The organism is Streptomyces sp. NPDC005017 (genome assembly GCF_042873115.1).
Taxonomy (GTDB): Bacteria; Actinomycetota; Actinomycetes; order Streptomycetales; family Streptomycetaceae; genus Streptomyces.
In genome coordinates this window covers 1-20,430 of record NZ_JBIALD010000024.1, presented here as the reverse complement: position 1 = coordinate 20,430, position 20,430 = coordinate 1, and the positions used below count along the sequence as shown (strand labels likewise).

At 72.3% G+C, this 20,430-nt stretch carries 17 protein-coding genes; 4 read left to right on the top strand and 13 right to left on the bottom strand.

The window, feature by feature from the left end; translation table 11 throughout:
- Nucleotides 1-77: 77 nt before the first annotated feature.
- Nucleotides 78-1,277: an acetate kinase gene (locus ACFYR0_RS29175; RefSeq protein ID WP_389334456.1), complete on the bottom strand. Its 1,200-nt coding sequence runs from the start codon at nucleotides 1,275-1,277 to the stop codon at nucleotides 78-80.
- Nucleotides 1,274-3,364 carry a phosphate acetyltransferase gene (pta, locus tag ACFYR0_RS29170; RefSeq protein ID WP_389334453.1) on the bottom strand — a complete coding sequence of 697 codons (2,091 nt, stop codon included), beginning with the start codon at nucleotides 3,362-3,364 and terminating at the stop codon, nucleotides 1,274-1,276. Before pta ends, ACFYR0_RS29175 begins: the two co-directional genes overlap by 4 nt.
- 239 nt (nucleotides 3,365-3,603) lie before the next feature.
- On the opposite strand from pta, the gene ACFYR0_RS29165 reads away from it, so the two are divergent.
- Nucleotides 3,604-4,629 carry a 6-phosphofructokinase gene (locus tag ACFYR0_RS29165; RefSeq protein ID WP_389334450.1) on the top strand — a complete coding sequence of 342 codons (1,026 nt, stop codon included), beginning with the start codon at nucleotides 3,604-3,606 and terminating at the stop codon, nucleotides 4,627-4,629.
- 71 nt (nucleotides 4,630-4,700) lie between these two features.
- On the opposite strand, the gene ACFYR0_RS29160 is transcribed toward ACFYR0_RS29165, so the two are convergent.
- Together ACFYR0_RS29160 and ACFYR0_RS29155 are read right to left on the bottom strand one after the other, a co-directional pair.
- Entirely contained in the window at nucleotides 4,701-5,336 is a 636-nt protein-coding gene (locus ACFYR0_RS29160; RefSeq protein WP_389334447.1) for a helix-turn-helix domain-containing protein, read from the bottom strand.
- A gap of 192 nt (nucleotides 5,337-5,528) precedes the next feature.
- Nucleotides 5,529-5,786 (bottom strand): CopG family transcriptional regulator, encoded by a 258-nt coding sequence (locus ACFYR0_RS29155; protein ID WP_389334444.1) that lies wholly within the window; start codon nucleotides 5,784-5,786, stop codon nucleotides 5,529-5,531.
- A 176-nt stretch (nucleotides 5,787-5,962) separates the two neighbouring features.
- Here ACFYR0_RS29155 and ACFYR0_RS29150 point away from each other — a divergent pair, with 176 nt between their 5' ends.
- Nucleotides 5,963-6,523, top strand: coding sequence for a hypothetical protein (locus ACFYR0_RS29150; RefSeq protein ID WP_389334441.1), 561 nt, complete (start codon nucleotides 5,963-5,965; stop codon nucleotides 6,521-6,523).
- 224 nt (nucleotides 6,524-6,747) lie between these two features.
- Here ACFYR0_RS29150 and ACFYR0_RS29145 read toward each other — a convergent pair whose 3' ends face one another.
- A complete protein-coding gene (locus ACFYR0_RS29145; protein ID WP_389334438.1) occupies nucleotides 6,748-7,470 on the bottom strand; it encodes a response regulator in 723 nt (240 codons plus the stop codon).
- Nucleotides 7,467-9,086, bottom strand: coding sequence for an ATP-binding protein (locus ACFYR0_RS29140; protein WP_389334435.1), 1,620 nt, complete (start codon nucleotides 9,084-9,086; stop codon nucleotides 7,467-7,469). The genes ACFYR0_RS29145 and ACFYR0_RS29140 overlap by 4 nt, the downstream gene beginning before the upstream one ends.
- A gap of 139 nt (nucleotides 9,087-9,225) precedes the next feature.
- Between ACFYR0_RS29140 and ACFYR0_RS29135 the strand changes: the two genes are divergently transcribed.
- Entirely contained in the window at nucleotides 9,226-10,632 is a 1,407-nt protein-coding gene (locus ACFYR0_RS29135) for a cation:dicarboxylate symporter family transporter (protein ID WP_389334743.1), read from the top strand.
- Between the two features lie 455 nt (nucleotides 10,633-11,087).
- On the opposite strand, the gene ACFYR0_RS29130 is transcribed toward ACFYR0_RS29135, so the two are convergent.
- The 4 genes from ACFYR0_RS29130 to ACFYR0_RS29115 all read right to left on the bottom strand — a co-directional run bounded on the left by ACFYR0_RS29130 (nucleotide 11,088) and on the right by ACFYR0_RS29115 (nucleotide 14,697).
- On the bottom strand, nucleotides 11,088-13,307 hold the full coding sequence (locus ACFYR0_RS29130) for a HelD family protein (protein ID WP_389334740.1): 2,220 nt from the start codon (nucleotides 13,305-13,307) through the stop codon (nucleotides 11,088-11,090).
- 201 nt (nucleotides 13,308-13,508) lie between these two features.
- Nucleotides 13,509-13,841 carry a thioredoxin family protein gene (locus ACFYR0_RS29125; protein WP_389334432.1) on the bottom strand — a complete coding sequence of 111 codons (333 nt, stop codon included), beginning with the start codon at nucleotides 13,839-13,841 and terminating at the stop codon, nucleotides 13,509-13,511.
- Nucleotides 13,838-14,224 (bottom strand): MerR family transcriptional regulator, encoded by a 387-nt coding sequence (locus ACFYR0_RS29120; protein WP_389334429.1) that lies wholly within the window; start codon nucleotides 14,222-14,224, stop codon nucleotides 13,838-13,840. The genes ACFYR0_RS29125 and ACFYR0_RS29120 overlap by 4 nt, the downstream gene beginning before the upstream one ends.
- Before the next feature lie 29 nt (nucleotides 14,225-14,253).
- Nucleotides 14,254-14,697 carry an Lrp/AsnC family transcriptional regulator gene (locus ACFYR0_RS29115; protein WP_389334426.1) on the bottom strand — a complete coding sequence of 148 codons (444 nt, stop codon included), beginning with the start codon at nucleotides 14,695-14,697 and terminating at the stop codon, nucleotides 14,254-14,256.
- Nucleotides 14,698-14,829: 132 nt separating this feature from the next.
- Between ACFYR0_RS29115 and ACFYR0_RS29110 the strand changes: the two genes are divergently transcribed.
- Nucleotides 14,830-15,768, top strand: a complete 939-nt coding sequence (locus ACFYR0_RS29110; RefSeq protein WP_389334423.1) for an NAD-dependent epimerase/dehydratase family protein — start codon at nucleotides 14,830-14,832, stop codon at nucleotides 15,766-15,768.
- Between the two features lie 30 nt (nucleotides 15,769-15,798).
- On the opposite strand, the gene glgB is transcribed toward ACFYR0_RS29110, so the two are convergent.
- The 3 genes from glgB to ACFYR0_RS29095 form a co-directional block, all read right to left on the bottom strand.
- Nucleotides 15,799-18,471: a 1,4-alpha-glucan branching enzyme gene (gene glgB, locus ACFYR0_RS29105; protein WP_389334420.1), complete on the bottom strand. Its 2,673-nt coding sequence runs from the start codon at nucleotides 18,469-18,471 to the stop codon at nucleotides 15,799-15,801.
- 43 nt (nucleotides 18,472-18,514) lie between these two features.
- Nucleotides 18,515-19,903 carry a maltokinase gene (locus tag ACFYR0_RS29100; protein ID WP_389334417.1) on the bottom strand — a complete coding sequence of 463 codons (1,389 nt, stop codon included), beginning with the start codon at nucleotides 19,901-19,903 and terminating at the stop codon, nucleotides 18,515-18,517.
- Nucleotides 19,904-20,049: 146 nt separating this feature from the next.
- Nucleotides 20,050-20,430 (bottom strand): alpha-glucosidase C-terminal domain-containing protein (locus ACFYR0_RS29095; protein WP_389334414.1); only part of this gene is annotated, 381 nt, incomplete at its 5' end.

Sequence of the window (20,430 nt, the reverse complement as noted above, 5' to 3'; positions counted from 1 at the left end):
TCCGTCTGGTGGAAGATACAAATGAGTGGCCTTTTGCTCAGGTGGGCTCAGGTGCCACCCGGTGGAGCCGCAATTCGTTACCGTCCGACCAGTGCGTAGGTCTGCGTCGCGATCTCCAGTTCCTCGTCCGTCGGTACCACCGCGACGGCGACGCGAGCGTACTCGGGCGAAATCAGGCGCGGCTCGGCGCCGCGCACGGCGTTCAGTCCGGGGTCGACCAGGAGGCCCAGTTCCTCGAGGCCCGCCAGGGCCGCGGCCCGCACCTCGGCCGCGTTCTCACCGACGCCCGCGGTGAACGCGACCGCGTCCACCCTGCCGAGAACGGCGTAATAGGCGCCGATGTACTTCTTCAGCCGGTGAATGTAGATGTCGAAGGCGAGCGCCGCCTGTTCGTCGCCCTCGTCGACGCGCCGGCGGATCTCCCGCATGTCGTTGTCCCCGCACAATCCGATCAGCCCGCTCTTCTTGTTGAGAAGAGTGTCGATCTCGTCGGCGGACATTTCACCAACACGCATCAAATGGAAGATGACGGCCGGGTCCATGTCACCGGACCGCGTCCCCATCACCAGCCCCTCCAGCGGGGTCAGCCCCATCGAGGTGTCCACGCACACCCCGCCGCGGACGGCGGAGGCGGACGCGCCGTTGCCCAGGTGCAGCACGATCACGTTCACCTCCCGCGGCGCCCGGCCCAGCAGCTTCGCCGTCGCGCGGGAGACATACGCGTGCGAGGTGCCGTGGAAGCCGTAGCGGCGGATGCGGTGGGCGTCGGCCGTCCCGGTGTCGATGGCGTAGCGGGCGGCCGACTCCGGCATCGTCGTGTGGAACGCGGTGTCGAACACGGCGACCTGCGGCAGGTCCGGGCGCAGTGCCCGGGCGGTGCGGATGCCGGTGAGGTTCGCCGGGTTGTGCAGCGGGGCGACCGGGATCAGCCGCTCGATCTCGGCGAGCACGGTGTCGTCGACGACGGTCGGCCGGGTGAACCGCCGGCCGCCGTGCACCACGCGGTGGCCGATGGCGGCGAGTTCGGGGGAGTCGAGGCCCAGCCCGTCCCTGGCGAGTTCGGCCGCCACCGCCTTCAGCGCCGCGTCGTGGTCGGCCACCGGGCCCGACGACTCCCGGGTCTCCCCGCCCGCCGGGGTGTGCACGAGCCGGGAGGTCTCCTCGCCGATGCGCTCGACGAGCCCCACCGCCAGCCGCGCGCTGTCACGCATGTCGAGCAGCTGGTACTTCACCGACGAGGAGCCGGAGTTGAGGACGAGGACACGCGACGGGCTCACTGCTGGGGCGCCTTCTGGTCGGAGGACTGGGCCTGGATCGCCGTGATGGCGACGGTGTTGACGATGTCCTGCACGAGTGCGCCGCGGGACAGGTCGTTGACGGGCTTGCGCAGACCCTGGAGCACCGGCCCGACGGCGATGGCGCCGGCCGAGCGCTGCACGGCCTTGTACGTGTTGTTGCCCGTATTGAGGTCCGGGAAGATCAGAACCGTTGCCTGCCCGGCGACTTCGGACTCCGGCAGCTTGGTCGCCGCGACCGTCGGCTCCACGGCCGCGTCGTACTGGATGGGCCCCTCGATCTTCAGGTCGGGCCGCCGGGCACGCACCAGCTCGGTCGCCTCGCGCACCTTGTCGACGTCGACGCCCGAACCGGAGGTGCCCGTCGAGTACGACAGCATCGCGATCCGCGGCTCCACCCCGAACCGGGCGGCGGTCGCGGCCGACTGCACGGCGATGTCGGCCAGTTGCTCGGCGTCCGGGTCCGGGTTGACCGCGCAGTCGCCGTAGACGAGGACCCGGTCGGCCAGGCACATGAAGAACACCGAGGACACGATCGCGGTGTCCGGCTTCGTCTTGATGATCTCGAAGGCCGGGCGGATGGTCGCCGCGGTGGAGTGCACCGAACCCGACACCATGCCGTCGGCCAGGCCCTCCTGCACCATCAGCGTGCCGAAGTAGTTGACGTCGGAGACCACGTCGTAGGCCAGCTCCACCGTGACGCCCCGGTGCGCGCGCAGCGCCGCGTACTTCTCGGCGAAGCCGTCGCGCAGCTCGCTGGTCGCCGGGTCGATCAGCCGGCAGTCGCCGAGGTCGATGCCGAGGTCGGCGGCCTTCTTGCGGATCTGCTCGACCGGGCCCAGCAGGGTCAGCTCGCACACGCCCCGGCGCAGCAGCACCTCGGCGGCGTGCAGCACCCGCTCCTCGGTGCCCTCCGGCAGCACGACCCGGCGCAGGCCGGAGCGGGCCTGTTCGAGCAGCTGGTGCTCGAACATCATCGGGGTGACCCGGTCGCTGCTCGGCGCGGAGACCCGCTTGAGCAGGTCGGCGGTGTCGACGTACCGCTCGAACAGGCCGAGCGCGGTCTCCGCCTTGCGCGGGGTGGCCGCGTTGAGCTTGCCCTCCAGGGAGAACAGCTGCTCGGCGGTGGGGAAGCTGAGCCCCGGCACCGACAGCACCGGCGTACCCGGGGCGAGCCGCTCGGCGAGGGTGAGGACCTCCGGGCCGGGCACCTCGTCGAGGGTGAGCACCACCCCCGCGATCGGCGGGGTGCCGGCGCTGTGCGCGGCGAGCGTGCCGATCAGCAGGTCGGCCCGGTCGCCGGGGGTGAGGACCATGCAGCCGGGGGTCAGGGCGGTGAGGAAGTTCGGCAGCATCGCGCCGCCGAAGACGAAGCCGAGGGCGTCGCGGGCGAGCCCGGAGTCGTCGCCGAGCACAACCTTCGCGCCGAGCGCCTGGGAGACCTGGGAGACGGTCGGCGCGGACAGGGCGGGCTCGTCGGGCACGACGTAGCAGGGCACCGGCAGCCGGGAGCCGAGCCGCTCGGCTATCAGGTCGCGGTCCTCGCGGGCCACCCGGTTGGTGATCATGGCCAGCACGTCGCAGCCGAGGGTGTCGTAGGCGCGGAAGGCGTTGCGGGTCTCGGCGCGCACCGACTCCGCGGTCTGGCCGCGGCCGCCGACGACCGGGATCACCGAGGCGCCGAACTCGTTCGCCAGGCGCGCGTTCAGCGCGAGCTCGTCCGGCAGCTGCGTGTGCGCGAAGTCGGTGCCGAGGACGAGGACGACGTCGTAGTCGCGGGTCACCGCGTGGAAGCGGTCGACCAGCACGGAGACCAGCTCGTCCGTGCCGCGCTCGGCCTGGAGCGCGGAGGCCTCGTGGTAGTCCAGGCCGTAGACGGTGGCCGGGTCCTGCGAGAGCCGGTAGCGTGCGCGCAGGAGTTCGTAGAGCCGGTCCGGGCGGTCGTGGACGAGCGGACGGAACACACCGACCCGGTCCACCTGCCGGGTCAGCAGCTCCATCACTCCCAGCTCGACGACCTGGCGGCCGTCGCCTCGGTCGATACCGGTCACGTACACGCTGCGGGTCACGCCAGCTCTCCGTTTCGTGGTGCCTTGGTCGTTCCGGGTGCTTTCCCTGCGCCGCACCGGCCGTAAAGGCCCGGCCGCCGTCACAAAAATCGCCCACCGAGGTGAGCGGAACCCTCTTGACAGTACCCCTCTCCATAGATAAGGCGCCCGTCAAGTGCTGACGGCGACGATGCCCCAGGGGACGTGGAACAATCGGAACCGGGTCATCGGCATTCACACTGAGCGGGAGACAGAACACGATGCGTATCGGAGTTCTCACGGCGGGCGGCGACTGCCCCGGCCTGAACGCGGTGATCCGGTCGGTCGTACACCGAGCGGTCACCAACTACGGCGACGAGGTCATCGGCTTCGAGGACGGCTACGCCGGGCTCCTCGACGGCCGTTACCGTGCCCTCGACCTCAACGCGGTCAGCGGCATCCTCGCCCGTGGCGGCACCATCCTCGGCTCCTCCCGGCTGGAGCGCGACCGCTTCCGCGCGGCCTGCGACAACGCCAAGGAGCTGATCGAGCGCAGCGGCTTCGACGCCCTCATCCCGATCGGCGGCGAGGGCACGCTGACCGCCGCGCGCATGCTCTCGGACGCGGGCGTGCCCGTGGTCGGCGTACCGAAGACCATCGACAACGACATCTCCTCCACCGACCGCACCTTCGGCTTCGACACCGCGGTCGGCGTCGCCACCGAGGCGATGGACCGGCTGAAGACCACCGCCGAGTCCCACCAGCGGGTGATGGTCGTCGAGGTCATGGGCCGGCACGCGGGCTGGATCGCCCTGGAGTCCGGCATGGCGGCCGGCGCCCACGGCATCTGCCTGCCCGAGCGGCCGTTCGATCCCTCCGACCTGGTCAAGATGGTCGAGGAGCGCTTCTCCCGCGGCAAGAAGTTCGCCGTCATCTGCGTCGCGGAGGGCGCCCACCCCGCCGACGGCACCATGGACTACGGCAAGGGCGCCATAGACCAGTTCGGCCACGAGCGCTTCCAGGGCATCGGCACCGCCCTCGCCCACGAACTGGAGCGCCGGCTCGGCACGGAGGCCCGCCCGGTCATCCTCGGCCACGTCCAGCGCGGCGGCACCCCCACCGCCTACGACCGCGTGCTCGCCACCCGCTTCGGCTGGCACGCCGTCGAGGCCGCACACCGGGGCGAGTTCGGCAACATGACCGCGCTGCGGGGCACCGACGTCCAGATGGTGCCGCTCGCGGAGGCGGTCACCGAGCTGAAGACGGTCCCGAAGGACCGGATGGACGAGGCGGAGTCGGTCTTCTAGCCCGTTCCGGGCCGTCGGACCGTTCCGGAACCGTCCGAGGCCGCCGACGCGAGGCCGCGGCGGCGGCCTCGTCACCGGTACGTCGACCCGCCCTCGACCGCCGCCCAGAAGTGCTCCACGATCCGCTCGAGGTAGTCGCGGCCGGCGTCCCGTGAGTCGTCGGCCGCGTTGCCGCCGCCCCAGCTGAGGGTGGCCACCATCTGCCCCTGGTACTCCTGGTACAGCGTCTGGAGCGCGTGCTCCAGCCTGCCGCGGTCCAGGGGCACGATCTTGCCCAGCGGGCGGACCTGGCCCTGCCAGCGGGTGGCGACCGCGCTGCGCAACAGTTCCGCGAGCCTGGCCTCGCGTCCGGTGACCGTCACCAGGTCGGGCAGCGCGAGCTCCAGCGTGTCCGCGAGCGCGGCGGCCTGCCGGTCGGAGCCGCGCCACTGCCCGGTGTCCTCCATCCGCAGATACGAGTCGAGGTCGTGCCCGACCGCCCGCGCGACGTCCTCGGGCGCCAGGCCCCGCGCGATCCGGTGCTCGCGCAACGTCCGCGGCCGCCCTATCAGTTCACCCGGCGAACACCACAGCACTCCCGCGAGCGCGGTGAGTTCGGGGCTGGTCGGGGTGAGCGCCCCGCGCTCCCAGGCGATGACGAGGTCCGGCGTCACATAGGGGAGCCCGTACGAGGCGCGCAGTCCGTACGCGACGTGCTCCGGCCCCATCCCGAGCCCCGCCCTCAGTCTGCGGGCGGCTGGCGCGTTGAACGGGGGGCCGGGGTGGTTCGGTTGAGCCGTGGATCGGTGCACGGGTCGACAAGGTAGGGGTGCGGGGGGTGTGATGACTACGGGCTGTTCGGACACAATCACGCATTGTACGAACGTACGGTCTTTGTTGTACGGGGGGTTACTTGAGGGTTACCCCTTGACAGGGGGCGGGGAGTGTTCGGGGAGGGCGGCGGCTTGGGCGCGGGCATCTGCTGCTTCGGCGGGTGCGTTGGCGCGGGTGCAGGCGTCGGCGGCGGCGATGAGTTCGTTGAGGTTGTCTCGTTCGATCTGGCGGGCGACGGCCGCCGCCACGTAGGCGGACAGACCGGACGGGCCGCTGCGGGCCTTGGCGGCCTCGGCGATGTCACGCGGCATGGTGATCGAGTACTTGCCGGTAGGTTCGCTCATGCTGCCTATCCTGCCGATTGTCCTCCAGCTGGTCGGCAAGATCCTGAGCGCTTTCTGTCCTGTCCCGAGGCTCACCGAGGCCGGGAAGCATGGTGGGGCGGTGATCGCACGCGCGTGCTGCGGCTACGGTGGGGCGGCGTGCCTGGAGGCCGGGCGGCGTCGGGGGAGGGGACCACGTGTCAGAACAGGGCGTCACCGTAGGGCATTTGCTGCTCGCCGAGTACCAGACCGTCAAGGACGAGCAGAAGACGCGGATCGGGTTCCGGGACAACCTGCTGTACGTCACCCTCGCGGTCGTGGCCGCCGTCATCGCCGCCGCCGCGCAGGCCAAGGAGCCCGCGATGCTGCTCGCGCTGCCGCCGGTGTGCGTCGTGCTGGGATGGACGTACCTCGTCAACGACGAGAAGATCTCGGCGATCGGGCTGTACGTGCGCGATGAGCTGGGGCCTCGGCTCGCTCAAGCCGCCGCGTCGGGCACCGACTTCTCCACCTTCGGCTGGGAGTCCTTCCACCGGCGCGACGCGCGGCGGCGCTCCCGCAAGGCCATCCAGTGCGTGGTGGACCTGGTCGCGTTCTGCGCGGTGCCGCTCGCCGCGCTCGTGGTGTTCTGGGCGAGCGGGGACGGCGGAGGGCTGATGCTCGGGCTGTCGGTGGTGGAGGCGCTGGCCGTCTGCGGACTCGGGGTGCAGGTCGTGCTCTACACCAGGCCGGCGGGACCGGCGCTGACTCCGGCCTGACGTCGTACCGTTGGTGTCCATGAACGTGGCGTTACCAGCTGCCCTGGCCGAAGGCGCGGGCGGGGACGCCGGACTTCGGGCCGTGACGGAACTGGCGAGGCTTCTCGCTCTCGACGCGGGTGCTTCCGCGCGGGCGCTCGCTCGGGCCGCCGACGCCTTTACCCGTGCCAACGCCCGCGACGAAGCTGCGGACGCCCGAGACCAAGCCGCCGCCCTACCCCCGCCTAACGCCCCCGCCCCCACCGATACACCAACTCCGGCCGCCCCACCTGCCCGTACAAGGGGCTCCGGCCGGCCCGTCCCGCCTCCACCAAGTGCTCCAGGTACCGCCGCGCGGTGATCCGGGAGATCCCCACCGTCTCCGCGACCCCCGCGGCCGTGAGTCCCTCCCCGGCCTCCCGCAGCGCGACCGTCACCCGTTCCAGCGTCGGGGCGCTCAGCCCCTTCGGGAGGGCCGCGGGGCCCGGGGCGCGCAGGGCGGCCAGGGCGCGGTCCACCTCGTCCTGGCCGCTGGCCTCGCCCGCCGCGCCCCGGAACTCGGCGTAGCGGACCAGGCGGTCGCGCAGGGTCGCGAAGGTGAACGGCTTCAGGACGTACTGCACGACCCCCAGCGACACCCCCTCCCGCACCACGGCCAGGTCCCGCGCCGAGGTCACCGCTATGACGTCGGCGTGGTACCCGGCCGCCCGCAGGGAGCGGGCCAGCTGCAGCCCGTGGACGTCCGGCAGGTGCAGGTCCAGGAGCAGCAGGTCGACGGCGGTGCGCTCCAGCGTCCGACGGGCCTCCGCGCCGGTGTGCGCCTTGCCGACGGCGACGAACCCCGGCACCCGCCCCACGTACAGCACATGCGCGTCGGCGGCGACCGGGTCGTCCTCCACGACCAGCACCCGAATGGGCTCGGACCCGCCCACGGCCGGCCCTCGCCCACCGACCCCGTCGGCACTCATGACCTGCCCCCGTCCAGCGTCGCGGCCCGCAGCGGCAGCCGTACCTCGAACGACGCCCCGCCGCCCGCCGCCCCGGTGACGGCCAGGGTCCCCTCGTGGCGCTGCACGGCCTGCCGTACCAGGGCCAGCCCCAGGCCACGGCCGCCCGGCCCGGCCGGCTTGGTCGAGTAGCCGCGCTGGAAGAGGAGCTCGGAGTGCGCGGCGTCCACGCCCTCGCCCGTGTCCGTGACCCGCAGCACCAACGCCGAGGAACCCTCCGTGCGGGCCGCCACCGTCACCCGCGCCCGCACACTGCCCTGCGCCGCGTCCACCGCGTTGTCGATCAGGTTGCCCAGGATCGTCACCAGGTCCCGCGCCGGCAACGACTCCGGCAGCAGCCCGTCGTCCAGGCCGCCCTCCTGCGACACCACCAGCTCCACACCCCGCTCGTTCGCCTGCGCGGTCTTGCCCAGCAGCAGCGCGGCCAGCACCGGCTCGCTCACCGCGGCGACCACCTGGTCGGTCAGCGTCTGGGCCAGCTCCAGCTCGGCCGTGGCGAACTCCACGGCCTCCTGCGCCCGGCCCAGTTCGATCAGCGACACCACCGTGTGCAGCCGGTTCGCGGCCTCGTGCGCCTGGGAGCGCAGCGCCTGGGTGAAGCCGCGCTCGGAGTCCAGCTCGCCCGTCAGCGACTGGAGTTCGGTGACGTCCCGCAGCGTCACCACCGTGCCGCGGCGCTCACCGCCCGACACCGGGGAGGTGTTCACGACCAGCACCCGGTCGGCCGTCAGATGGACCTCGTCGACCCGCGGCTCCGAGGACAGCAGCGCCCCCGTCAGCGGCGCGGGCAGCCGGAGCTCCGCCACCGAACGGCCGACCACCTCCCCGGACACCCCGAGCAGCTCCCGCCCGCCGTCGTTGACCAGCGCGACCCGGTACTGCCCGTCCAGCATCAGCAGCCCCTCGCGGACCGCGTGCAGCGCGGCCTGGTGGTAGTCGTGCACATGGCTCAGCTCGGTGGCGTTCATGCCGTGGGTGTGGCGGCGCAGCCTGGCGTTGACGACGTACGTGCCGATCGCGCCCAGCGTCAGGGCCCCGGCCGCCACGCCGATCAGCGCGGTGAGCTGCTCGGACACCCGTCGGCTGATGGCGTCGACCTTGATGCCCGCGGAGACCAGGCCGACGACCCGGCCGCCGTCCATGACGGGGGCGACCGCGCGCACGGAGGGGCCGAGCGTTCCGGTGTACGTCTCGGTGAAGGCCCGGCCCCGCTGGGCGGGTGCGGTATGGCCGAGGAAGCGTTTGCCTATCTGCCGCTCGTCGGGGTGGGTCCAGCGGATGCCCCGCGGGTTCATGATCGTGACGAAGTCGACGTCGGCGTCCCGCACCACGGCCAGCGCGTACCGCTGGAGCCGCGCGGTCGGGTCGGAGGTGCGGATCGCCGCGCGCACCGAGGGCGAGTCGGCCACCGACCCGGCCACCGCCATGACCTGCCGGCCCGCGGCCTCCTCGGCCTGGCTGCGGTCGCTGACGTAGGTGAACAGGGCGTATCCCGCGACCACGGCGGCGAGCAGCACGGCCTGGACGGCGAAGAGCTGTCCGGCCAGGCTGCGGGGTCTGGGCAGGCGGGGGCGCATGCCGTCAGTGTGCCCCGCCCCCCGAGGGCGCGGTAAATGCCCTCGCACGTGAACTCAATGAACGGAAGGGTGACCGCCCTCACAGGCCGGGAGATAGTCACGGCATTCCCCCACCCCGGACGTGAGCCGCACGCCGGTGATGCCGACGAAGACGTCAAGGAGGGCAGCCGTGGCCGCCAGTACCCCCGTAACGGCACCCGAAGTGAAACGGGACCGCACGCACTACCTCTACATCGCGGTGATCGTCGCGGTCGCCCTCGGAATCACCGTGGGTCTGATCGCCCCCGACTTCGCGGTCGAGCTGAAGCCCATCGGCACCGGGTTCGTGAACCTGATCAAGATGATGATCGCGCCGATCATCTTCTGCACGATCGTGCTGGGCATCGGATCGGTCCGCAGGGCCGCCAAGGTCGGCGCGGTGGGCGGTATCGCCCTCGCCTACTTCCTCGCGATGTCGCTGGTGGCGCTCGCCATCGGCCTGCTGGTCGGCAACATCCTGGAGCCGGGCACCGGCCTCGCGGTCACCGACGCGGTCAAGGAGACGGGACAGGCGCAGGTGTCGGCGGAGGCCAAGGACACCACCGAGTTCCTGCTCGGCATCATCCCCACCACGATCGTCTCCGCCTTCACCGGGGGCGAGGTGCTCCAGGCGCTGCTGATCGCGCTGCTCGTCGGCTTCGCGCTCCAGGCGATGGGCCCGGCCGGGCAGCCGATCCTGCGCGGCGTCGAGCACATCCAGCGTCTGGTCTTCCGGGTCCTCGCGATGGTGATGTGGGCCGCCCCCGTCGGTGCCTTCGGCGCCATCGCGGCCGTCACCGGCTCGGCCGGACTGGACGCGCTCAAGAGCCTGGCCGTGCTGATGCTCGGTTTCTACGTCACCTGCTTCCTGTTCGTGTTCGTGGTGCTGGGCGTGCTGCTGCGGCTCGTCGCCGGGCTGAACGTCCTCACCCTGTTCAGGTACCTGGGCCGTGAGTTCCTGCTGATCCTGTCGACCTCGTCCTCGGAGTCCGCGCTGCCGCGGCTCATCGCGAAGATGGAGCACCTCGGCGTCAGCAAGCCGGTGGTCGGCATCACCGTCCCGACCGGCTACTCCTTCAACCTCGACGGCACCATGATCTACATGACCATGGCCTCGCTGTTCATCGCCGACGCCATGGGCACGCCGATGTCCGTCGGCGAGCAGATCCCGCTGCTGCTCTTCCTGCTGGTCGCCTCCAAGGGCGCGGCGGGCGTCACCGGCGCGGGCCTGGCCACGCTGGCCGGCGGCCTGCAGTCCCACAAGCCCGCCCTGGTCGACGGCATCGGCCTGATCGTCGGCATCGACCGCTTCATGAGCGAGGCCCGCGCCCTGACCAACTTCGCGGGCAACGCCGTCGCCACGGTGCTGGTGGGCACCTGGACCAAGGAGATCGACAAGGAGCGGGTCGCCGAGGTGCTCGCGGGCCGGCTGCCGTTCGACGAGAAGACGCTGCTGGACGAGGACACGGCCGCCACGCCCGCGACCGACGCCCTTCCCGACCCCCACCCGGAACTGACCAAGGCCTGACCGGCGTGGCTGGCCCCGGCTTTCCGTCCCGCGCCGTCCGGGCTGGTCGCGCAGTTCCCCGCACCCCTGGGACGAGGCCGTACCCGGCGGTGGTGGGGGTCGGCCTCGGTGCCCCAACCCCTCTGGCCGAGGCTGACGGGCGTGGCTGGCCCCGGCTTTCCGTCCCGCGCCGTCCGGGCTGGTCGCGCAGTTCCCCGCGCCCCTGCGGCGAGGCCGTACCCGGCGGTGGTGGGGGTCGCCCAGGTTCCCCGAGCTCTGTGACCGACGTGGGGGCAGCCGCCTCAAGGGGCGCGGGGAACTGCGCGAACGGCCACGGCGCCGCCGCACCCGGCGACGGCGAAGCCGGACCTCGACGCGCCCCGCAAGCCGCCCCCGCGGCCGCACGCCGCACGCCCGGCCCCGCCTGAACCGGGGCCGGGCGTCCGTGTGCACTGCCCGATCGAGCGGCCGCCGCCTCAGACCAGCTCCGCCAGCCCCCGCGGCAGCGACCCCGTGTGCAGCACACCCAGCCGCTGCGTCGCCCGGGTCAGCGCCACGTAAAGGTCGCTCGTGCCGTACAGCGCCGGCTCGACCACGAGCACCGAGTCGAACTCCAGGCCCTTCGACTGGCGGGGGTCGAGCAGGACGACCGCCCGGGTGAGGTCGGGCTCGCCGTCGGCCGTGACGCCGTCCAGACGGGCGGCCAGCCCGCGGTGCAGACCGCGCGGCGCGACGACCGCCAGGCGGCCCTCCGCCGGGGTCAGTTCGGCCACCGCAGCGGCCACCGCGGCCGGGAGGTCGTCCGTGGCGCGGATCCAGGGGCGGACCCCGGTGGAGCGCACCGAGCGCGGCGGCTCGAAGTCCGGCCGCTCGGCACGTACGACCGCCGCCGCCAGGTCCATGATCTCGGCGGGGGTACGGTAGTTGACGCCCAGCCGGGTGTGCTCCCAGCGGTCCTCCACGTACGGCCCGAGGATGTCCTGCCAGGAGCCGACACCGGCCGCCTCGGCGGTCTGGGCCGGGTCGCCCACCAGGGTCATCGAGCGGGTCGGGCTGCGCCGCATCAGCATCCGCCAGGCCATCGGCGACAGCTCCTGCGCCTCGTCGACGATGATGTGCCCGAACGCCCAGGTCCGGTCGGCCGCCGCGCGCTCGGCGGCGCTGCGGTGGTCGTCCTCCTCCTGCCGCTCGGCGAACCGCTCGGCGTCGATGATGTCGTGCGCCGACAGCACCTCGCTGTCCTCGTCGTCCTTGTCGTCGAACTCGTACGTCCGCGACGCGTACGACACGTCCAGCACGCCCTGCGCGTAAGCGACCTGCGTCTCGCGCTCGCGTTCCGCCAGCGCCCGCGCGAACCGGGCGTCCTCGCCGAGGAGTTCGGCGGCCTCGTCCAGCAGCGGCACGTCCGAGACGGTCCACGCGCGGGTCACCGGGCGGCGGATCGCGTCGGCGTCCTCGTCGCCGACGTACCCCTCGGGGGCGGCGAGGAAGTCCGCGACGAGCCGCCGCGGGTTCAGCCGCGGCCACAACTGGTCGATCGCCGACCAGACTTCGGGGTTCTCGGCGAGTTCGTCGCGGATCTGGGTGACGTCGCTGGGGTCCAGCAGGCTGGAGCCGTCGTACGGGTCGGTGCCCACGCGCTCGGCGTACAGCTCGGTGAGGGTGTTCAGGATGTGGCCCTCGAAGTGCTCGCGGGCCGCGTTGTGCGGGAGCCGCGCGGCCCGGGTCCGCTCGCGGGCGACCTTGACCAGGCCGTCGTCGAGCATCAGGATCTCCCGGTCGTGCGCGATCGCGACGACCGGGTCGGGCAGTGACTGCCGGTCGCGGACGACCTCGGCGAGGACGTCCGCCATGGCGGCACGGCCCTTCACCGCCGCGGCCGCGACGGTGTCGGCCGCGGTCGCCCGCACACCGGGGAACAGCTCGCCGACGGTCGCGAGCAGCACACCGGTCTCGCCGAGGGCGGGCAGCACCTCGCCGATGTAGCCGAGGAAGGCCGGGTTGGGGCCGACGATCAGCACGGCCCGGCGGGCGAGCAGTTCGCGGTGCTCGTAGAGGAGGAAGGCCGCCCGGTGCAGGGCGACCGCGGTCTTGCCGGTGCCGGGCCCGCCCTCGACCACGAGCACGCCCCGGTGCGGGGCGCGGATGATCTCGTCCTGCTCGGCCTGGATGGTCTGCACGATGTCGCTCATCCGGCCGGTGCGGGCGGAGTCGAGCGCGGCCAGCAGCACGGCGTCGCCGGCCGGGTCCTCGTGGCCGGTCCGCTCCCGGTCGCCCACGTCGAGGAACTCGTCGTGCAGGGCGGTCACCCGGCGGCCGTCGGTGGAGATGTGGCGCCGCCTGCGCAGCCCCATCGGGGTGTGCCCGGTGGCCAGGTAGAACGGCCGGGCCACGTCCGCGCGCCAGTCGACCAGGACGGGCGTGCGCTCGGCGTCGTCGCGGCGCAGGCCGATCCGTCCGATGTGGTGGCTGGCGCCGGCCGCGAGGTCGATCCGGCCGAAGCACAGCGAGCCGTCCACGGCGTTCAGCGCGGCGAGCAGCCCCGAACGCTCGGCGACCAGGATGTCCCGCTCCAGGCGGGCCTGCATGGGCTTGTCGCCCTGCCCCAGCGCGTCGGCGACGGAGGTCTCGGCGTCGCCGCGCAGCGCGTCGACACGGGCGTGGAGCCCGTCGATGAATTCCTGCTCAGCACGGATTTCCCCGCTGTTTCCGTCACTGTTCTCAACGCTGTTTGACAATTCCACTCCCGCGCCGATATGCTGTGCTCACCGAACTTCACAGCGACTCAATTCCCTCGAAGTCGCGAACTCTTGAATATACGCAAAGAAATCCCCCGGACGCAATTGCCCGGGGGATTCTTCGTGAGGCCGCCCGTCTTCCGGGCGCGTCACGGCACTTCAGAGGACGTCGGCGAGTTCCTCCAGCAGCCGCCGCTTGGGGCGGGCGCCGACCATCGCCTTCACCGGCTCGCCCCCGTGGAAGACCATGAACGTCGGCATGGACAGCACCCGGTACGCGTTCGTCGTCTGCGGACTCGTGTCCACGTTCAGCTGGACCACCTTCAGCCGCTCGCGCGTCTCCTCGGCCAGCGCGCCGATCACCGGCCCCATCTGCCGGCACGGCGGGCACCAGTCGGCGGTGAACTCCACCAGCACCGGCAGATCCGCCCCGATCACCTCCGCCGCGAAGTCCGCGTCCGACACCTCCGCCACACCCGCTGCCCTGATCACAGCTCCTGCCCTCCCAGTTCGCACAGTGGTGGTTCTCCTCCGGCGCCCGCGAGCCGCACCCCGATCTCGGCCCGGACCGTCTGCAACTCGCCGATCAGCGCGTCCAGTTCGTCCAGCTTGCGCCGGTAGACCGCGATCGACGCCGGGCAGGCGTCGCCCTCCGGGTGCCCGGCCCGCAGACACTCCACGAAGGGGCGGGTCTCCTCCAGGTCGAACCCGAAGTCCTGGAGCGTCCTGATCTGCCGGAGCAGCTTCAGATCGCTCTCGTCGTACGTCCGGTACCCGTTGCCGCCGCGTCGTGCGGGCAGCAGGCCCCGTGACTCGTAGTACCGCAGCGTCCGGGTCGTGGTCCCGGCCCGAGCGGCCAGCTCGCCGATGCGCATGGGTACGAACGTAAGCCCTGACGCCGACGTCAAGGCAAGAGCGGTCTGCGTTCCACCGGAGAGGTCAGCACGATCGACGTGGTGGTGCGGCCCAGCGCGGAGACCGCCTCCAGCACCTCCTCCAGGTGGACGGTGTCGCGCACGGCGACCTTGAGGATCCAGCAGTCCTCGCCGACCACGTGATGGACCTCGGTGATCTCGGGGCGCTCGATCAGCTCCAGGGTCCTCGGGTGTCTGAGGGTGTAGCCGCCGTGCGGGTTGACCCGGACGAAGGCCTGGATGCCGTAGCCGAGCCGGGCGGGGGCGACCCGGGCGCCGTACCCGGTGATCACGCCCGCCGCCTCGAGGCGCCGCACCCGTTCGGTGACCGCGGCCGGGCTCAGCCGCACCCGCCGGCCCAGCTCGCTGAGCTTGATCCGGCCGTCGCTCTGGAGCAGGCCGAGGATCTGCCGGTCCAGCCCGTCGAAGGCCACCGAGGTTTCGGTGGCGCCGGGTCGCGGGCGCCGGGGTTCTTTCGGTGCGGACGCCGGATTTCCCATCTTCTCCCCTTCAGGACCGGGTGCACGGCCGGGAGAATTATGGGCATGGCAAAGGGGTGTGAGGAAATGCCGGAGGAAGGCGACGCCGCGGTGACGGCACGCGAGATATTGGTCATCGGCGGCAACCGGTACTTCGGAAAGCGGCTCATCGAAAGGCTGCTGGCCGCGGGCGACCGGGTCACCGTCCTCAACCGCGGTTCGGCACCGCCCCCGCCCGGGGCCGCGCATCTCGTCGCCGACCGCGACGACGAGGCCGCGCTGCGCGCCGCGCTCGGCCCGCGGACCTTCGACGCCGTCGTCGACCAGGTCTGCTACACCCCGCGCCAGGCCGCCGCCGCCCGCCGCGTCCTCACCGGCCGCACCCGCCGGTACGTCATGACCTCCACGGTCGAGGTCTACGAGTACGAGGACACCCTCGGCCTCGTGCGCGAGTCGGACCTCGACCCGCGCACGGTCCGGATGGACCACGAACTCCCCTGGGACGAGCCGGGGTTCCGTGAGTCCGCGTACGGCGAGGGCAAGCGCCAGGCGGAGGCCGTGCTCGCGGCCGGGCCCGCCTTCCCGTACACGGCCGTCCGGGTGGCCCATGTCCTGGGCGGAGCCGACGACTTCACGGGCCGCCTCGCCCACTACGCCGACCGCATCCGCGCCGGTGAGCCCATCGCCGTACCCGCCGAGAACCGCCCGGCTACCTACATCCACGTCGAGGAGATCGCCGACTTCCTCCAGTGGACGGTCGGCCAGGACTTCACCGGCCCGGTCAACGCCGCCTCGCACGGCACCCTCGTCACCGCCGACCTGTGCGCGGCCGTCGCCGCCCGGCTCCCCGGGGGCGAGGTCCGCTACCAGGAGGTCGAGGTGGGAGAGATCTCCCCGCTGTCCTTCCGCCGCGCGTACGGCATGGACAACTCCCGGGCCACCGAACTCGGTTACCGCTTCGGCAACGCCCGCCAGTGGCTCCCGCGAGCCGTCGCCGAGACCCTCGGGACCGGCCGGAGCACCTGAACGGCAGGGCTCCGGCCGGACCGGACGGGGTCAGGCCGGGCGCAGCCAGACCGTGGCCAGCGGCGGCAGGGTCAGCCGGACGCTGGCCGGGCGGCCGTGGGCGGGCTGGGGCTCGGGCTTGAGGGGGTCGGGATGGGTGAGGCCGGAGCCGCCGTAGCGGGCGGCGTCGGTGGAGAGGACCTCCTGCCAGCCGAGGGCGTCGTCGGGGACCCCGAGACGGTAGTCGTGGCGGACCACCGGGGAGAAGTTGCTGACCGACAGCAGCGGGGTGCCCTCGGCGTCCAGCCGGAGGAAGGCCAGGACGTTGTCGTCGGCGGCGTCCGAGGTGATCCACTGGAAGCCCGCCGGATCGGTGTCCCGCTGCCACAGCGCCGGGGCCGCCCGGTAGGCGTGGTTCAGGTCACGGACCAGGTCGCGCACCCCACGGTGGTCCGGCTCGGCCCCGTAGGCCGGGTCCAGCAGCCACCAGTCGGGGCCGTGCGCCTCGGACCACTCCGCGCCCTGGGCGAACTCCTGCCCCATGAAGAGGAGTTGCTTGCCCGGGTGGGCCCACATGAAGGCCAGGTAGGCCCGGTGGTCGGCGCGCTGCTGCCACCAGTCGCCCGGCATCTTCGACACCAGCGACCGCTTGCCGTGCACGACCTCGTCGTGGGAGATGGGCAGGACGTAGTTCTCGCTGTACGCGTACACCATCGAGAACGTCATGTCGTGGTGGTGGTACTTGCGGTGTACCGGCTCCTTGCCCATGTACTGCAGGGAGTCGTGCATCCAGCCCATGTTCCACTTGAGGCCGAAGCCGAGCCCGCCGAAACCGCTCGGGCCCTTGTGGTGGGTGGCGCGGGTGACGCCGTCCCAGGCCGTCGACTCCTCCGCGATCGTCACGACGCCCGGCGCCCTGCGGTACACGGTGGCGTTCATCTCCTGGAGGAACGCCACCGCGTCCAGGTTCTCCCGGCCGCCGTGCTCGTTCGGCACCCACTGCCCGGGCTCGCGCGAATAGTCCAGGTAGAGCATCGAGGCGACCGCGTCCACCCGCAGGCCGTCGATGTGGAACTCCTCGCACCAGTACACGGCGTTCGCCACCAGGAAGTTGCGCACCTCCCGGCGGCCGTAGTCGAACTCCAGCGTGCCCCAGTCGGGGTGCGCGGACTTCAGCGGGTCCTCGTGCTCGTAGAGCGGGCGGCCGTCGAACTCCGCCAGCGCCCAGTCGTCGCGCGGGAAGTGGGCCGGCACCCAGTCCATGAGGACGCCGATCCCCTCCTGGTGCAGCCTGTCCACCAGGTACTTGAAGTCGTCCGGCGTGCCGAGCCGGGCCGTGGGCGCGTAGAAACCGGTGACCTGGTAGCCCCACGAGCCGCCGAAGGGATGCTCGGCGATCGGCATCAGCTCCACATGCGTGAAGCCGAGATCCTTCACATACGCGGGGAGGTGCTCCGCGAGCTGTCGGTATGTCAGTCCCGGCCGCCAGGACGGCAGATGGACCTCGTAGACCGAGAACGGGGACTCGGTGACGGGGACCTCGCCGCGGCGCGCCAGCCAGTCGGCGTCCTGCCACTCGTGGCGCGAGGTGTGCACGATCGACGAGGTGTTCGGCGGCGCCTCGGTGCGGCGGGCCAGCGGGTCCGCGCGCAGCGAACGGGAGCCGTCGGGGCGGGTGATCTCGAACTTGTACAGCTCGCCCTCGCCGATCTCCGGCACGAACAGCTCCCAGACCCCGGCGCCGCCCAGCGAGCGCATCGGGTATCCGGTGCCGTCCCAGTAGTTGAAGCCGCCCGCCACCCGCACGCCCCGAGCGTTCGGCGCCCACACCGAGAACCGGGTGCCCGTCACCCCCTGGTGCGTCATCGGCTCGGCGCCGAGCGCCTTCCACAGCTCCTCGTGGCGGCCCTCGCCGATCAGATGCAGATCCAGCTCACCGAGCGCGGGCAGGAACCGGTAGGCGTCCTCCACCTCCCGCACGGTCCCCTCGTACGTCACCCGCAGCCGGTACCCGGGAACCTCCCGCAGCGGCAGCAGCCCCGAGAACAGGCCGTCCCCGTCGTCGTGCAGGTCGGCCCGCAGATCGCCGGAGACGACGGTGACCGACAGGGCGAACGGCCGCAGGGCGCGGAAGACGACGCCCTCCGGGTGCAGATGCGCGCCGAGGACCGAGTGGGGGTCGTGATGCGTGCCGGCGAGCAGACGCTCACGGTCGGCCGCGTCCAGCGCGATCGAGGGGGAGGGGCCGGCCTGCGGGCCGACCTGCCCGACGACGGCCGGGGCCTTCCCCGGGGCGCGCTTCCGCGCGGCGGCGGGCTTCCCGGCGGCGGGGGACTTCTTTGCCGCGGTCTTCGCCGTCTTCTTCGCGGCCGGGGCCGCCGTCTTCCTCGCCGCGGCCGTCGACTTCCCGGCGGTGGCGGTGATGGAGGTGGTCTTCTTGGCGGCCGGCGTCTTCTTCGAGGCCGGCGTCTTCTTCGCGGCCGGCACCTTCTCGGCTGCCGCCTTCTTCCCGGCGGCGGCCGCCGCGGGTTTCTTCGCCGCGGACGTCGCCGCCTTCTTGGCCGCCGGGACCTTCTTGGCCGCGGCCTTCCTGGCGGGCGCCGCCTTCTTGGCCGGTGCCGCCTTCTTCACGGGCGCCGCCTTCTGCGCGGGGATCTTCTCCTCGGCCGTCTGCTCGGCCGTATCGTTCGGGAGCGGGCCGCTGGACGGGGAGCTGGGGGTCACGGAGGGAGCCTCCTAGGCGAGGGTCTCGGGGGGTGGGCGGGGGTCAGGACGGGTCGGGGGACGCGAGCCGGCGTACCGCGGAGAGCGGGACCGGAAGCCAGTCGGGGCGGTGCCGGGCCTCGTAGACCACCTCATAAACCGCCTTGTCCGTCTCATAGGCACGCAGAAGCACCGATTCGCCCCGTGGATCTGACCCGGATGCCTCCGCGTACCCGGCGCAGTAGGCGTCCCGGCAGGTCCGTGTCCAGTCCGGCGCGGGCGGGCTCGCGGAGTGGGCGGCGTAGTCGAAGGAGCGCAGCATGCCCGCGACGTCCCGCACGGTCGGCTGCGGCATCCGCCGCTCGGCCAGCGGCTTCGCGGGCTCGCCCTCGAAGTCGATCAGCGACCACCGGCCCGACGCCGAACGCAGACACTGCCCGAGATGCAGATCGCCGTGGATGCGCTGGGCGGTCCAGGTGTGGCCCGCGGCGGACCGGACGGTCAGCGCGTCGAACGCCGAACGCAGACCGGGGACGTACGGGCGCAGCGCCGGCACCGCCTGGGCGGCGGCGTCCAGGTGCTCCCGCATGGAGGCGACCAGCGGTTCCAGCTGGGCGCGGCCCAGGGTGACCGTGGGCAGCGCGCGGGCGAGCGCCGTGTGGACCTCGGCCGTGGCCCGGCCCAGCGCATGCGCCTCGGCGGTGAAGTCCTCACCCTTGGCCAGCCGGCTCAGGGCCAGTTCCCAGCCGTCCGCCGCGCCCTGCACGAACGGCTGGAGCACGCCCAGGACATACGCCTCGTCGTCCAGCTCGGCCCGGATCCACGCCGTCGGCGCGGGCACCCGCGCGCAGCCCTCCCCGGACAGCGCCAGCGGCAGTTCCAGATCGGGGTTGACCCCGGGCACGACCCGGCGCAACACCTTCAGGATGAACGTATCTCCGTAGACGACCGAGGAGTTGGACTGTTCGGACGTCACCAGCCGCGGTACCAGTCCGGACCGGATCTCCTGCCCGGGGTCGCCCTCGAAGCGCAGCACGCCGACCCGGGCCCGGGTACGCAGCGCCTCCAGCAGCACGTCCGCGGGGCGGGGATCGTACAGGGCGTCGTACACCGTGCGGCCGGCCAGCGGGCCGGTCGGCACATGGCCGATCAGCGCGGGCGCGAGCCGCGGCGGCAGCGCCTCGCGCGCTCCTATCAGGAACTGGTAGCTGTCCCCGGGGTGTGGCCGCTCGCCCGGCAGCCCGCTCTGATGGACGCGCACGATCAGGTGATAGAGGCCCAGCGGGCCGTCGGGGGGCAGGAGTTCGGTGGCCGCCACCAGGGAGAGGCCGGTGACCGGGCGGCCCTTGCCCGCGAACCAGCGCTGTCTGGGCAGCCAGGCGCGCAGCAGGGGGTCGAGCGAGGCGAGCAGGCCGGTGCTGGCGGTCGCGGGGCGGGTGACGGCTTCCGACATGGCGTGCGTCCTTTCCCCATGTGCGGTGCGCCTCGAGGGAGCTCCGGCCCTCTCGGCTCACGCGATGGGCGGGGTGTTACTGATGCGTGCCCCGGGCGGGACGGGAGAAACCGCCCCGCCCCGGGCTGTGGGACCCGGTGTCCGGGTCAGGGCTGGCCGGCGTCCTTGCGGAGCCGGAACCAGTAGAAGCCGTGGCCCGCCAGGGTCAGCAGGTACGGCAGTTCGCCGATGGCCGGGAACCGCACCCCGCCGATCAGTTCGACCGGATGGCGTCCGCTGAACCTCCGCAGGTCCAGCTCGGTCGGCTGGGGGAAGCGGGAGAAGTTGTGGACGCACAGCACCAGGTCGTCTCCTCCTTCCTCTGTCGAGGGGGCCTCGCGCAGAAACGCGAGCACCGCCGGATTCGTGGACTGGAGCTCGGTGTACGAGCCCAGCCCGAACGCGGGGTTCTGCTTGCGGATCTCGATCATGCGGCGGGTCCAGTGCAGCAGCGAGGAGGGCGACGACATCGACGCCTCCACGTTGGT

What these genes read in the sequence shown, in the direction of transcription:
- ACFYR0_RS29165 (WP_389334450.1), top strand. Translation starts at nt 3,604, where the DNA reads ATGCGTATCGGAGTTCTCACGGCGGGCGGCGACTGCCCCGGCCTGAAC.
- ACFYR0_RS29145 (WP_389334438.1), bottom strand. Translation starts at nt 7,470, where the DNA reads ATGAGTGCCGACGGGGTCGGTGGGCGAGGGCCGGCCGTGGGCGGGTCC.
- ACFYR0_RS29160 (WP_389334447.1), bottom strand. Translation starts at nt 5,336, where the DNA reads ATGGGGCCGGAGCACGTCGCGTACGGACTGCGCGCCTCGTACGGGCTC.
- ACFYR0_RS29100 (WP_389334417.1), bottom strand. Translation starts at nt 19,903, where the DNA reads ATGTCGGAAGCCGTCACCCGCCCCGCGACCGCCAGCACCGGCCTGCTC.
- ACFYR0_RS29140 (WP_389334435.1), bottom strand. Translation starts at nt 9,086, where the DNA reads ATGCGCCCCCGCCTGCCCAGACCCCGCAGCCTGGCCGGACAGCTCTTC.
- ACFYR0_RS29110 (WP_389334423.1), top strand. Translation starts at nt 14,830, where the DNA reads ATGCCGGAGGAAGGCGACGCCGCGGTGACGGCACGCGAGATATTGGTC.
- ACFYR0_RS29120 (WP_389334429.1), bottom strand. Translation starts at nt 14,224, where the DNA reads ATGCGCATCGGCGAGCTGGCCGCTCGGGCCGGGACCACGACCCGGACG.
- ACFYR0_RS29135 (WP_389334743.1), top strand. Translation starts at nt 9,226, where the DNA reads ATGCCGACGAAGACGTCAAGGAGGGCAGCCGTGGCCGCCAGTACCCCC.
- ACFYR0_RS29155 (WP_389334444.1), bottom strand. Translation starts at nt 5,786, where the DNA reads ATGAGCGAACCTACCGGCAAGTACTCGATCACCATGCCGCGTGACATC.